This is a genomic window from Neobacillus niacini, assembly GCF_031456445.1.
Lineage (GTDB): Bacteria > Bacillota > Bacilli > Bacillales > Cytobacillaceae > Neobacillus > Neobacillus niacini_I.
In genome coordinates this window covers 73,348-84,966 of record NZ_JAVDUQ010000025.1, presented here as the reverse complement: position 1 = coordinate 84,966, position 11,619 = coordinate 73,348, and the positions used below count along the sequence as shown (strand labels likewise).

The window sequence follows — 11,619 nt, the reverse complement described above, 5'->3', positions numbered from 1 at the left end:
CGGGCAATCAAACCACTTTTCTTTTCCCTTTTAACAGTAATACCAGCTCGTTCGGGCAATCAAACCACTTTTCTTTTCCCTTTTAACGGTCATACTAGTTCGTTCGGGCAATCAAACCACTTTTCTTTTCCCTTTTAACAGTAATACCAGCTCGTTCGGGCAATCAAACCACTTTTCTTTTCCCTTTTAACGGGAAAACAAGCTCGATTGGGCAAGGAATGCTTTATAAATTTAGAAAGGAAAAAATTGAGCGAAGCTTCACAGACTCAAAGAGCTGCATCTTCTTCGCTACTGCAGGTTGCAGGGCTTGAAGAATGTAAGTGAACGGGCATTCCTTACTGCTGCCTGCCAAAATATAAAAAAATTGCAACACACTTAACCAGATTGGGAAAGGTGTGTTGCAATTCATTAGGTTGATTTGCTTCCTGTTGATTGGAGTGGAAGGTGCGAAGACTCCTGCGGGAGTACGGGGCAGGGGAGACCCCGCAGGCGCCAAAGCGCCGAGGAGGCTCCCCTGCATGCCCGCGAACCGCACGCACCTAGAGCGGAAATCAACAGGCCCATTAGCAAAGATAATCTTTTAATAAAAATCGGCTTTTTAGATTTAGACAAAAAGAAAATTGCCGAGAAAAATAACTTTCCTCGACAATCTGAGAGCAAGTCACCATGCTCTTTTTACACAAATGTTAACGTTAAAAATGGACATCCATTTCGTTTAATGGCCAGTAGCGCAGGTCTACCTTGCCAACCACTTGATTGACAGAGATAAAACCAAAATGGCGGCTGTCCCAGCTGCCCAGACGATTATCTCCAAGAACAAATAACTTGCCTGCAGGGACTTTATTTACCCCGGTAATTTCTTTTAATGTAAAATCACCCGTTAATTTAACCCCTGGCGTCTTTTGCTTATAAATATCCAAAAATGGCTCATCATACTTTTTTCCATTTACATATAAATGGTCATCCCGATAAACAATTTTATCACCCGGCAATCCAATGATACGCTTGACGAAATCTTCCTTCTGATTGGCATGAAAGACAATTACGTCAAAACGGTTTAAATCTCCAATCTGGTAGCCTAGCTTATTCACGACAAGCTTGTTCCCATCTTGAAGAGTCGGCATCATTGATTCCCCTTCAACTATGTAGTTGGAAAAGAAAAATGTTCGAATAAAAGCAAAAATAATAATTCCAATTGCAAAAGCTTTAACCCACTCCACGCCTTCCTTTTTCCATTCAATTTTCATTGAAACTCCTCCATCTATCCAATCCCCTTTTTCTCCCCATTATGGTCATTTTCAATCCTTCTATTCAATCTTACTTCAATTCTTTTTCCAAAATACCAAAGAATGAAAATTACGCCTACAACAATAATCGTTCGATAAGGCTTCGTGATGAGTGAATGGAGATCATAGCCAACAAAACTGATAGTAAAAATCATCACCATTTTTCCAATAAATACGGCTAATATATATTGATACATACTTATTTTGGAAAGACCGGCAACAATATTTACCACGGCCGATGGTGTGAAGGGGAAACAAAGGAGTATAAAAAGCGGGCCAAATCCGTGACGGTCTACCCAATCCATTAGTTTGCGAACTTTTGGATGTTTTGGCAGAAAAGATAGTAAACGTTTTTGTCCAAAACGTCTGATAATGAAAAAAAGCAGCAATGCACCAATACAAGCACCAAGCCAAGAATATAAAAACCCCAGCCATAATCCAAAAGCACTTGCATTGGCCATCACAAATAAAAAAAGCGGCAGGAACGGCAAAAAGGCTTCAAGCATCGGAAGCAATATCCCTGGCAGCGGGCCAAGTGAGCGATATTGCTTTATTAAATCCATGACATTATCGAGTGTAAACCACTCCTTCATCATCTCAAAATCCATCATACCTCTCCTCTTGCCAAACCTTGTTAAGCTTATTTCGTAATAAATTGCTGAAGGGCCTCCCGATTTTTAGCAACATCAATGGCGAGTACCGCTCCCTCTCCATAAACTCGTTGATTGGTATAACTATTATCCACAGGAATCCTTAATGTCTCAACAGGACTTTTCCTTTTGGAAAAATAATTTGTTGTCATAAATATTATATCTGATGTATTCATATTTGTATTGATATATGGCGTGATAACACCAATTAATTTTGGGATTTTCGGAATCGTATTTAGGCTCGTTAGCTGTTCTCCAATTGCTTTCACCGCCTGCTGCTGCCGTCTTACACGTCCAAAATCGCCAATCGCATCGTGGCGAAAACGAACATAGCCCAGCATTTCTTTCCCATTTAGTCTTTGGACCCCGGGTTTAAGCGATACTCCAATATTTTTTGACATAGCTTTTTCAACATCAATCTTTACACCGTTTGGAAACGCCTCATCAATTAATTGAACAAACCCCTGAAAATGGACAATCGCATAATATTGCAGGTCAATACCGAAATTTTCTTTAATCGTTTTCCTCATCAAATCGGGACCCCCACGGGCAAACGCAGAATTGATTTTATGCTTTCCATAGCCCGGAATGTCGACATAACTATCCCTCATAATGGAAGTGAGCTTATATGTTCCCTTATTTTCATTGTAATGGGCAATCATGATGGTATCAGCTCTTGATACTTCATTCCCTCTTGCATCACTGCCCATCAAGAGGATGTTAGTATCCCCAAACTGGTCCTTTTTTCCATCAAAGGTATAAACTACTTTATTTGCTTTACTGACTTTTTTTAATGATTGGTTCACTCCTTGTTTATATTGATAATAAGAATAGCCTGTACCGGCTATTAGCAAAACAAGGACTATCATCAGCACAGAACGCCATTTTCCCTTTTTCTTTTTCTGATTTTGTTCATATCTCATTCATTCATCACCCATCCATGTTAAATTTTCTCCACTTATATAGGACGCTTGCACCAAAACACAAGTTTCTTCTACCTTCATTTTCCCCTACTCGATAACCTTCTATAAAAAACTTTCATAAAGATTTCAATAACGGCAAAAAACTGCATATAAAAAGCGAAGCGGTAATAAATAAACTCCTATTAAGAAGGTCTATTGCCTTTTCATTTCTTTTTTTATAAAATATAAGAACAAACGTTCGAAAAAAACAAAGAAAGGAGCTTAAATCAAATGACAAGAATTCCTGAAGAAGATCGTAATATTATGGAGAAAGCCATTTACTTACCAATGGTTTTAATTATCTTAAACCGGGATTTAACCGTAGTGAAAGAGAGCCCTTTTAAATTAAAAAAACCTTATTTGGAATTGATTGAGGAAACAATGAAAGAGGTACAAAGGGAATTAGCGGAGGTTAAACAATATATGAAAAAGAATAAACTCCAAGTTACCGAAACAAAACGGGACGATGCCTTTACGATGTATTTGTTCTTATATAAGGGCTATGAAGAAAGCCATAGTTACTTTAATCCAAGAATTCGAAATAAAGTTCAAGAGTTAATCGAGCTCTATTTTTTAAAAAAGCACTCGCCCCATTAAATTTGCGCCATGTTTAATTTTTTGAAAAAAGATCTTCACCATATTTGCGGTTATTTTCTGAAGCCTCCATCGAAGCTGGTTTTTGCATCAGATAAAATGATTTTCTTTCATTAAATTCAATTCTTTGCATTAACTTTGTTCTTAAAAAAGATGTTCTTAATAATTGATTGTCAATCGTGCTATAGGGAACTGGAAATAAATGTGCCTGTTTATTGCGAAAGGTAATGAGTGTTTCTTGATTCGAAATACGGCGATGTTCCTTTACATGATCATGTGCAATCCAAATGCATTCGGAGCGGATAGGTGATGTGGTTGGGAAAAAATAAAGACGGTTGGACGGTTCAATCGCAATGGGAATTTTATGTGTAATACCAATGAGCTGTCTTGTCCCTTTCTTCCGGCTTTCATAATCACAGCCAAAATAATCACAGCTTTTTTTGATAATTTCCAAAGGTTTAAATGGAGAAAGAAACTCATCCTCTTCCTCAAAAATTTGCGAATAGATTTTACTGCCATACTCTACGGGTCGAATAAACATGGTACAAGAATTAATTTCATATTCCTCAATCTGATTTTGCGTCAAGACCGTCAACTCCCCATTCTTCTATTTTTTTTCATCATATCATGTTCATTTGCCAATATCTTGATTTTTCCGAATCGTTACCAAATTGGTCACAATTATGTCAAGATAAATATTTCCGAAAATTATAAATATTTGTTTGATTTTCTCTATAAAAATCCATATAATAAGAAAAAGCATCAGGGGTGATTTTCATGAATGAAAAATCCTACACGGAATTAATGAAAATTGGTGCCATGAAACGTCAAAAGAAAGAAAATTACGTTCAGGATTTGTACATTGAAATGCTCCTAGCAGAAGTCCAATTAAACATTGAAAAGGAAAAATTGCTAAAAAAAATTGACTGTGCCATTGATCATCGGGACAAAAAGGCGTTTTTCTTATTATCCGGTCAACTCAGAGAGCTTACTAAACGATTTGGAACTTAAAATCTTTAAAAGCCGTCCAAAATTGGACGGCTTTTTCTTATGTATTAAAATAAAAAAGACTCTATACGACCGAGGCGCGCGTAGATACTCCCTATGCGACCGTTTGTTGGGGTCAATGCCGATAACGGGCGCGTAGAAACAACCTATGCGACCGTTTGCTGGGGTCAATGCCGATAACGGGCGCGTAGAACCATCCTATGCGACCGTTTGTTAGGTTCCATGCCGATAACGGGCGCGTAGATACTCCCTATGCGACCGCTTGCTGGGTTCAATGCCGATAACGGGCGCGTAGAACTACCCTATGCGACCGTTTGTTGGGGCCAATGCCGATAACGGGCGCGTAGAACTACCCTATGCGACCGTTTGTTGGGGTCAGTGCCGATAACGGGCGCGTAGATACTCCCTATGCGACCGCTTGCTGGGTTCCATGCCGATAACGGGCGCGTAGAACCATCCTATGCGACCGTTTGTTAGGTTCCATGCCGATAACGGGCGCGTAGATACTCCCTATTGCTAATTAAAGGCAGGTTTTAGAAAACAACAATTTTTTTTTCAAAAAAATCCCTGAAAAAAGGACTGAAGCACTTCTTCAGCCCTTTACTAATCTTTTATTTGATTTGATTTCGATGTTGGATTTCATATTCTTCAAGCATGGAAATCCGGTCCAGCATGGTTGGATGGTCATAACGGAAAATTTTTACCAAGAGAGGCGGATTTACCTGGCTTAAACCAGATTTGGTTAATTTCTGGAAGGAAATAATAGCTGCCTCCGGATCCTTGGTCATATGAATAGCATAATTATCGGCACGCGACTCTTCATAACGGGAAGCAAGGTTTGTAAGAGGGCTCACTGCAAACAGCAGAAACGAAATAATCATTAAAAACAACGGCAATGATCGTAGATCCTTCTTCTCCGGTATCTTCAGTTCGGTTCCCCACCGTTTAATCGCCCAATCCATTATTCGATTGGTTAAATACAATCCCAGCAATGATAGCAGTAAATAACCTGCTATTCCAAAATAGATATGTTTCTCCACATAATGACACATTTCGTGTGCCATGATAAATAAAATTTGCCTATCCGACAGTTTATTTAAGGTTGTATCCCAAAGGACAATCCGTGCATTGGAGCCAATCCCCGTGACGTATGCATTCATTGAATTTGTTTTTTCCGCCATGTTCACTTCAAAAACATGTTTTGCCGGTATATGAGCCTTATCAGCCATCGTTAATATTTTTGTTTCAAGCTCCTTATTTTTTAAAGGATAAAAGTTATTATACAATGGGTCAATCACAACGGGCTGCAGGAACATCATAAATAATGTAAAAGGAATCGATAGCAGCCAAGCATAGAACCACCAACGCTTGCTGCTTTTTTTCATCAGCCAATAGATCACTGGGACAATAATCAGCCACGTCCCATAGTTAATCCAAAAATCAATTAATTCATCCTTCATCCACGATGGGAAGGTTTGCGTCGAGATATGATAGGTTTTCGATAAAGAATAGCTTATATAGCTTAACGGGAATGTCGCTACATAAGCAAAGAAAGATAACCAAATGAGATAAATCGCCGTCTGAAGCAGTTTATACTTAGAAGAGCTTTCAGACCAGCGTTTGAATGCCCGTGAAAATCCAAACAATAAAATAACAAAGTAGAAAAGCCATTCGAATGGGGTGGATAAGAAAAATAAGAGATTTCTTATCTTCGAATACTCTTCACTCAGCATCAGTTCCCTTCCATTTAGGAAAGTAGCAGGGTCAGCTTTTGACCCTTGATATTCAAAGGGAAGCTTTGTATCGGCAAAATAGAATAAGTACCAATAAAAAAACAACCCATATATCACATAGGCCAGAACCGCATAAACCCCCATTTTCCGTACCATGAATTGTCCTCCTTTTTGTACAACCTCTCTATACTTAGTTTAGTTAAAAAGCGATAATTTAGAACCTAGCAATAAAAAAAGCCGGTAACTACCGCCTTACATGAGCTGCTCCCCCTGCTCTATGTAAAAAATCCTCAATAAATGTAAATTTTAGCAAAGATTCTGAGAAATATAAATAAAGAATCGCTAATGCCCATATCGCTGTTTTCACCAGTTACCTACTCCTGAATTTTTGCCTTCCGTCATAGAACTACAACTTTATTTTTTTACATACTACTTGAATACTTAAATTTCTAGCAATATAATATATTTAGAAAATTAAAAGAATTAAATGAATGAGTATTCATTCATAAAGGGAGGGAACTATATGAATTTATCGTCACAGCTTCACGAAACGGCAAAAGCTTCAGCAAGTAAGCCCGCCTATTATTTTTTAGACAAGGTAACTACATATGCTGAATTGGATGGAGCCATTACTAAGTTTGCATCAGGTCTTGAAAAATTAGGGGTTAAAAAAGGGGATCATATTGCACTATTACTCGGGAATTCACCGCATTTTGTCATCAGCTTATACGGTGCCTTGCGACTAGGTGCAACTGTTATCCCCATAAACCCAATTTACACCCCAGACGAAATTGGATATATTCTAACCAATGGTGATGTAAAAACAGTTATCGCGCTAGACCTGGCCATACCTTTAGCAGAGAAAATGCACACTCAGCTTCCAAACGTTGCGCATTATGTCTTTTGTGAAACAGGGCAAAGTGACTTTGGGCAAGCAAATATAGAAAACCTCTCCGTTTATCCAAAATTGAAATCGTTTACAAGTGTACTAGCTTCTGGTGATTTAAGCTTTCAAAGTCCTGAACTTAATGATGACGAAGTCGCCTTAATTCTCTACACCTCCGGTACCACAGGAAAACCAAAAGGAGCAATGCTAACCCATAGGAATTTGTACAGCAATGCAAAGGATGTCGGTGATTATTTAAAGATGAGTCATGTTGATCGCGTCATTACAGCGTTGCCAATGTTCCATGTATTTTGTTTAACGGTGGCATTAAATGCTCCATTATTAAGCGGCGCAACCATGCTGATTGTTCCAAAATTTAGTCCGAAGGAAGTTTTCCGTCTTACAAAAGAATATAAAGCGACTGTTTTTGCCGGAGTTCCAACCATGTATAATTTCCTGTTTCAATATCCTGAAGGAAATCCCAAGGATCTCCAAACCTTTCGACTTTGTATTTCCGGGGGAGCTTCCATGCCAGTTGCCCTCCTAAAGAATTTCGAAAAGAAATTTAATGTGATGGTATCAGAAGGATATGGTTTATCAGAGGCATCCCCGGTCACATGTTTTAACCCGCTCGACCGTCCGCGAAAGCCGGGATCAATCGGAACATCTATCCTTAATGTAAAAAATAAAGTTGTCAATGAACTGGGTGAAGAACTTCCTGCCGGTGAGGTAGGCGAGCTGATTGTCCATGGACCAAATGTAATGCAGGGCTATTATAAAATGCCTGAAGAGACGCAAGCAGCGATTCGAAATGGCTGGCTTTATACGAGTGATTTAGCGCGGACGGATGAGGAAGGCTATTTTTATATTGTAGACCGGAAAAAGGATTTAATCCTTGTCGGAGGCTATAACGTTTACCCTCGTGAAGTGGAGGAGGTTCTTTACAACCATCCGGATGTTGTCGAAGTCGCGGTGCTTGGTATACCGGATCCAAATCAAGGCGAGGCTGTGAAAAGTTATGTGGTAAGTAAGAACCCAAATCTTACAGAAAATCAGCTGCTTGAATATTGTAAAGAGCATCTTGCAAAATATAAAATTCCATCGTCCATAGTGTTTTTAGACGAACTCCCGAAAAATACAACGGGGAAAATACTAAGAAGAGCCCTGCAAGCCCAAGTAAAACAAAAAGTCAGTAAATAAGTACAAGCTAAAAAGGCAGGAATTCAGCCTGCCTTTTTAGCAAAATGAATTAATAGACTAACTGAATAAATTCTTCTTTGGTTACATTTCCAAAATAATGTGTGACATCGACCTCTGCAAGCGCCTTTTCAATTTCTGATTTTTCATAGCGAATATTTTTCAGTTTGTCTTCCATTTCACTTACATCTCCGACACCGAAAAAATCACCATAGATTTTACAATTTTCAATGATTCCTTTGTTTACCTCCAAACGAACATCAATCGAACCGACAGGGAAGCGGTGGGAATGCTGCAGATTGAATTTTGGTGATTTTCCGTAATTCCACTCCCAGTTCTGATAGCGTTCTTTAGACAGCTGGTGAATCTTCTCCCAGTCCTCATCGGTAAGAACGTATTCGTTAATCTTCTCTTCCCCGCCAAAAATATAATTTAAAAGCAGGGAACGAAATTCTTCAATACTAATTTTTTCATGAAGAAAATCAGAGATGTTTGCTACCCGGCTGCGGATGGATTTTATTCCCTTCGATTCAATTTTTTCTTTCTTAACCTTTAACGCTGAAACAACATGATCCATTTCTGAATTAAACAGGAGTGTGCCATGACTAAACATTCTTCCTCGAGTTGAAAACTGGGCATTACCAGAAATTTTCCTACCTTCTGCCAGAAGATCATTTCGACCACTCAGTTCCGCATTTACGCCAAGCTTTTTAAGTGCCTTAACCACCGGTTCGGTGAATTTCCGGAAATTATGAAAACTTTCGCCGTCATCCTTTGTAATAAAACTAAAATTTAAATTACCGAGATCATGATAGACGGCTCCCCCGCCGGACAATCTTCGAACGACGATGATGCCGTTTTTCTCCACATACTCCGTATTAATTTCCTCAATCGTGTTTTGATTTTTCCCTATAATAATTGATGGCTGATTTATGTAAAATAATAAATAGGTTTCATTGATATCTAGATTTTTGAGCGCATATTCTTCAATTGCAAGATTAATTCGCGGGTCTGTTATCCCTTTATTATCAATAAATAACATGGTTCTTTTCTCCTTTTTATAGTGAAATCGTTTCAAATTCCTCTGCAAGTTTTATTATACCAGTATATTCAGAAGCAGCCTCGTGAACTAAATTACTCAAATTTCCGTAATGTGGCAAATGAGTAAGAATTAATTGTTTCACAGCAGCACGCTTGGCAAACCTTCCTGCTTCAATGCTGGTCATATGACCAGCAGCCTTCCCATTTTGATGTCCATAAAAATTACATTCACATAATAACAGATCCGCCTCTTTACTAAACTCAATAAATTCCTCCTTAAAGGAGCTATCCGCAGTATAGATCAAAACCTTACCGTCTGCTTCAATGCGCATCGCATAACAAGGAACAGGATGATTGGTTTTTAAAAAAGACACTTGAAACGGTCCCAATGTGAGAACTCCGTTAGAATCATAAGCGACTCCCTTCGTAATTTCCTTATAGGTTAATTTAGAAAATTCATGGTGGTCAAAATGATGTCCATAAATAGGAAGCGTGGGGAATTCCTTCCCTAAAAAGCCTTGAATTAGCCTCGCATGCTGGAGTACCCCAATATCAGCAATATGATCCGGGTGATAATGGGAAATCAACACCGCATCAAGTTCTTCCGGCTCGAGTCTATTTTGCAGCTTTGCAAGGACACCGCTGCCACAGTCCATTAAAAGGTGAAAGCCCTCGTGCTCAAGTAAATAGCCGGAGCTTGCAGCATTTTTTTTCGGATATCCGCCCCAAAAACCAATAATTGTTAAATTCATTGATTTATCCTCCCATATGAAAGATACTTTTAATATACGCAAATTAATTGATAAAAAAGAAACTGCTATCACTGTTATATGTAATTCATAATTATGGTCTTTGATTTTTTCAACGATGTATGAGTAAGGATGATGTAGCCGAACTTCATTTTTTTTAACCTTTATGATGGGGGAAGTGATTATGGAAAAATACTGGTGCCCCCCCCATCAAACCAACAAAAAAACGAGGTTTTTCCCGCTAGGTATTGCCATCTACCGGTTGATCAAATACATCAGAATCTATTGTATTCGTTGAATCTGCACCGGTAATACTAAAATTGAAAACGGCAGTGTTTCCTGAACCTGTACCAAGGACAGATTTTCCAGCAGTTTTGGGAGAAACAACTAGTGAACCACCAAAATTAACGTTTCCTCCTCTAATTTCATTTATAATAATAGGACCTCGGTCGCATCCACCCATTTTAGTCCACTTCCTTTACCAATTTATACGTTAATTTATGCCAATTAGTTTAAATATGTTTCATGAAAGCTGGCTTTTCTCTTGCTGGTATTGTACCTTTCATTTTTGGACGGTACCTTTAAAGAGGAACAAGGACAGGGATAAATACATAGATTATCTAGTATCAAAATGAGAAAAAACTTGAAAAGGATGGCTGCCCATGCCCGCGATTATTAATGGACCAATACTAATTGCTAATATCACTGGAAATGGTGCTGTCGAATTTGGTGATAGCCTTATTGTATCACCAAAAGTTGCATCTAAGATTCCTGCTGGTTCTGGAGCATTTAACACAGCGGTTTGGTCTGTAACAAATACTGCTTTTAACATTACGAATTATATTGACCCCGATGTAACGGATCAGTCAATTGCCGGAAATAATTAAAAAGTGCCATAATAATTTAGACTAAGAGCTAATATTAACCTCTGTATTTATATCATTAGCAATCACTAAATATCAAATGCATTACATGTTGCGTATTTATTGTTATACTTATCTGCTTTGTTATATTTCGTAGGCTCGCTTTTTAGCTGTACCCGAAAGAAGAACAAGGACAGGGATCAATGCATAGGTTATTAAAAATTAATTTTAAATGGAAGGTTGTTTCTAATGCCTACAACTATTAGTGGAGTACAAATTGATTTCATCACTACAAATGGTATTGTCAAATTCGGCGATAGCTTTGTTTTAACACCAAAGACTACAACTAAATCGTTTGCTGGCTCCGGAGCATTCAACTCTGGTATTATTACTCTAACAAATAGTGGTTTAAATAGTACAAATAGTATTGACACCAGTATGATGGATGAACCAATTACCGGAAATAATTAAAAAGTGCCATATTAAATTAGTCTACGAGACGTACGAGGCCTTATTTTAAGGTGGCTACAGATCACTTAGGAATACAAATCAATAAGAAAAAGAGCAGACCAAAAGTTTGCTCTTTTGAAGTAAAAAAGGATAAATCGCTTATAAAGATTTATCCCTAAAGATATAATGTTCAACACTAT

The 11,619-nt window shown here is 38.2% G+C and carries 14 protein-coding genes and 1 pseudogene; 6 read left to right on the top strand and 9 right to left on the bottom strand.

Annotated elements, in window-relative coordinates:
* Positions 1 to 221: 221 nt before the first annotated feature.
* Positions 222 to 379 (top strand): annotated as a pseudogene (locus tag J2Y67_RS18715) (transposase); the annotation flags it as partial.
* A gap of 313 nt (positions 380 to 692) precedes the next feature.
* Here J2Y67_RS18715 and lepB read toward each other — a convergent pair.
* From lepB to J2Y67_RS18700, 3 genes are read right to left on the bottom strand one after another with little or no spacing between them, the layout of a single operon-like run.
* Positions 693 to 1,247, bottom strand: a complete 555-nt coding sequence (gene lepB / locus J2Y67_RS18710) for a signal peptidase I (protein ID WP_310176405.1) — start codon at positions 1,245 to 1,247, stop codon at positions 693 to 695.
* A gap of 14 nt (positions 1,248 to 1,261) precedes the next feature.
* Positions 1,262 to 1,894 carry a TVP38/TMEM64 family protein gene (locus J2Y67_RS18705; RefSeq protein WP_310176404.1) on the bottom strand — a complete coding sequence of 211 codons (633 nt, stop codon included), beginning with the start codon at positions 1,892 to 1,894 and terminating at the stop codon, positions 1,262 to 1,264.
* Between the two features lie 32 nt (positions 1,895 to 1,926).
* Positions 1,927 to 2,859, bottom strand: a complete 933-nt coding sequence (locus J2Y67_RS18700; RefSeq protein ID WP_310176402.1) for an LCP family protein — start codon at positions 2,857 to 2,859, stop codon at positions 1,927 to 1,929.
* Positions 2,860 to 3,129: 270 nt separating this feature from the next.
* On the opposite strand from J2Y67_RS18700, the gene J2Y67_RS18695 reads away from it, so the two are divergent.
* Positions 3,130 to 3,495 (top strand): hypothetical protein, encoded by a 366-nt coding sequence (locus tag J2Y67_RS18695; RefSeq protein WP_310176401.1) that lies wholly within the window; start codon positions 3,130 to 3,132, stop codon positions 3,493 to 3,495.
* A 13-nt stretch (positions 3,496 to 3,508) separates the two neighbouring features.
* Here J2Y67_RS18695 and J2Y67_RS18690 read toward each other — a convergent pair whose 3' ends face one another.
* Positions 3,509 to 4,078 (bottom strand): competence protein ComK, encoded by a 570-nt coding sequence (locus J2Y67_RS18690; RefSeq protein WP_310176400.1) that lies wholly within the window; start codon positions 4,076 to 4,078, stop codon positions 3,509 to 3,511.
* Between the two features lie 191 nt (positions 4,079 to 4,269).
* Between J2Y67_RS18690 and J2Y67_RS18685 the strand changes: the two genes are divergently transcribed.
* The gene (locus J2Y67_RS18685) at positions 4,270 to 4,503 is read left to right on the top strand and encodes an IDEAL domain-containing protein (protein ID WP_310176399.1); all 234 of its coding nucleotides are present in this window, start codon (positions 4,270 to 4,272) and stop codon (positions 4,501 to 4,503) included.
* Positions 4,504 to 5,111: 608 nt separating this feature from the next.
* Here J2Y67_RS18685 and J2Y67_RS18680 read toward each other — a convergent pair.
* Together J2Y67_RS18680 and J2Y67_RS18675 are read right to left on the bottom strand one after the other, a co-directional pair.
* On the bottom strand, positions 5,112 to 6,389 hold the full coding sequence (locus J2Y67_RS18680; RefSeq protein WP_310176398.1) for a M48 family metallopeptidase: 1,278 nt from the start codon (positions 6,387 to 6,389) through the stop codon (positions 5,112 to 5,114).
* Positions 6,390 to 6,477: 88 nt separating this feature from the next.
* Positions 6,478 to 6,600, bottom strand: coding sequence for a hypothetical protein (locus tag J2Y67_RS18675; RefSeq protein ID WP_310176397.1), 123 nt, complete (start codon positions 6,598 to 6,600; stop codon positions 6,478 to 6,480).
* A 156-nt stretch (positions 6,601 to 6,756) separates the two neighbouring features.
* On the opposite strand from J2Y67_RS18675, the gene J2Y67_RS18670 reads away from it, so the two are divergent.
* Entirely contained in the window at positions 6,757 to 8,319 is a 1,563-nt protein-coding gene (locus J2Y67_RS18670) for a fatty acid--CoA ligase family protein (RefSeq protein ID WP_310176396.1), read from the top strand.
* A 49-nt stretch (positions 8,320 to 8,368) separates the two neighbouring features.
* On the opposite strand, the gene J2Y67_RS18665 is transcribed toward J2Y67_RS18670, so the two are convergent.
* From J2Y67_RS18665 to J2Y67_RS18655, 3 genes are all read right to left on the bottom strand, one after another.
* Positions 8,369 to 9,358 (bottom strand): lipoate--protein ligase, encoded by a 990-nt coding sequence (locus tag J2Y67_RS18665; RefSeq protein WP_310176395.1) that lies wholly within the window; start codon positions 9,356 to 9,358, stop codon positions 8,369 to 8,371.
* A 16-nt stretch (positions 9,359 to 9,374) separates the two neighbouring features.
* On the bottom strand, positions 9,375 to 10,109 hold the full coding sequence (locus tag J2Y67_RS18660; RefSeq protein ID WP_310176393.1) for an MBL fold metallo-hydrolase: 735 nt from the start codon (positions 10,107 to 10,109) through the stop codon (positions 9,375 to 9,377).
* A gap of 238 nt (positions 10,110 to 10,347) precedes the next feature.
* Positions 10,348 to 10,569, bottom strand: a complete 222-nt coding sequence (locus J2Y67_RS18655; RefSeq protein WP_310176392.1) for a spore germination protein — start codon at positions 10,567 to 10,569, stop codon at positions 10,348 to 10,350.
* A gap of 199 nt (positions 10,570 to 10,768) precedes the next feature.
* Between J2Y67_RS18655 and J2Y67_RS18650 the strand changes: the two genes are divergently transcribed.
* Together J2Y67_RS18650 and J2Y67_RS18645 are read left to right on the top strand one after the other, a co-directional pair.
* Positions 10,769 to 10,993, top strand: coding sequence for a spore germination protein (locus J2Y67_RS18650; RefSeq protein ID WP_310176390.1), 225 nt, complete (start codon positions 10,769 to 10,771; stop codon positions 10,991 to 10,993).
* A 225-nt stretch (positions 10,994 to 11,218) separates the two neighbouring features.
* The gene (locus J2Y67_RS18645) at positions 11,219 to 11,440 is read left to right on the top strand and encodes a spore germination protein (RefSeq protein ID WP_310176389.1); all 222 of its coding nucleotides are present in this window, start codon (positions 11,219 to 11,221) and stop codon (positions 11,438 to 11,440) included.
* The last annotated feature ends 179 nt before the right edge of the window (positions 11,441 to 11,619 follow it).

What these genes read in the sequence shown, in the direction of transcription:
- J2Y67_RS18650 (WP_310176390.1), top strand. Translation starts at nt 10,769, where the DNA reads ATGCCCGCGATTATTAATGGACCAATACTAATTGCTAATATCACTGGA.
- J2Y67_RS18670 (WP_310176396.1), top strand. Translation starts at nt 6,757, where the DNA reads ATGAATTTATCGTCACAGCTTCACGAAACGGCAAAAGCTTCAGCAAGT.
- J2Y67_RS18645 (WP_310176389.1), top strand. Translation starts at nt 11,219, where the DNA reads ATGCCTACAACTATTAGTGGAGTACAAATTGATTTCATCACTACAAAT.
- J2Y67_RS18700 (WP_310176402.1), bottom strand. Translation starts at nt 2,859, where the DNA reads ATGAGATATGAACAAAATCAGAAAAAGAAAAAGGGAAAATGGCGTTCT.
- J2Y67_RS18695 (WP_310176401.1), top strand. Translation starts at nt 3,130, where the DNA reads ATGACAAGAATTCCTGAAGAAGATCGTAATATTATGGAGAAAGCCATT.
- J2Y67_RS18665 (WP_310176395.1), bottom strand. Translation starts at nt 9,358, where the DNA reads ATGTTATTTATTGATAATAAAGGGATAACAGACCCGCGAATTAATCTT.
- J2Y67_RS18680 (WP_310176398.1), bottom strand. Translation starts at nt 6,389, where the DNA reads ATGGTACGGAAAATGGGGGTTTATGCGGTTCTGGCCTATGTGATATAT.
- J2Y67_RS18705 (WP_310176404.1), bottom strand. Translation starts at nt 1,894, where the DNA reads ATGGATTTTGAGATGATGAAGGAGTGGTTTACACTCGATAATGTCATG.
- J2Y67_RS18660 (WP_310176393.1), bottom strand. Translation starts at nt 10,109, where the DNA reads ATGAATTTAACAATTATTGGTTTTTGGGGCGGATATCCGAAAAAAAAT.
- lepB (WP_310176405.1), bottom strand. Translation starts at nt 1,247, where the DNA reads ATGAAAATTGAATGGAAAAAGGAAGGCGTGGAGTGGGTTAAAGCTTTT.
- J2Y67_RS18655 (WP_310176392.1), bottom strand. Translation starts at nt 10,569, where the DNA reads ATGGGTGGATGCGACCGAGGTCCTATTATTATAAATGAAATTAGAGGA.
- J2Y67_RS18685 (WP_310176399.1), top strand. Translation starts at nt 4,270, where the DNA reads ATGAATGAAAAATCCTACACGGAATTAATGAAAATTGGTGCCATGAAA.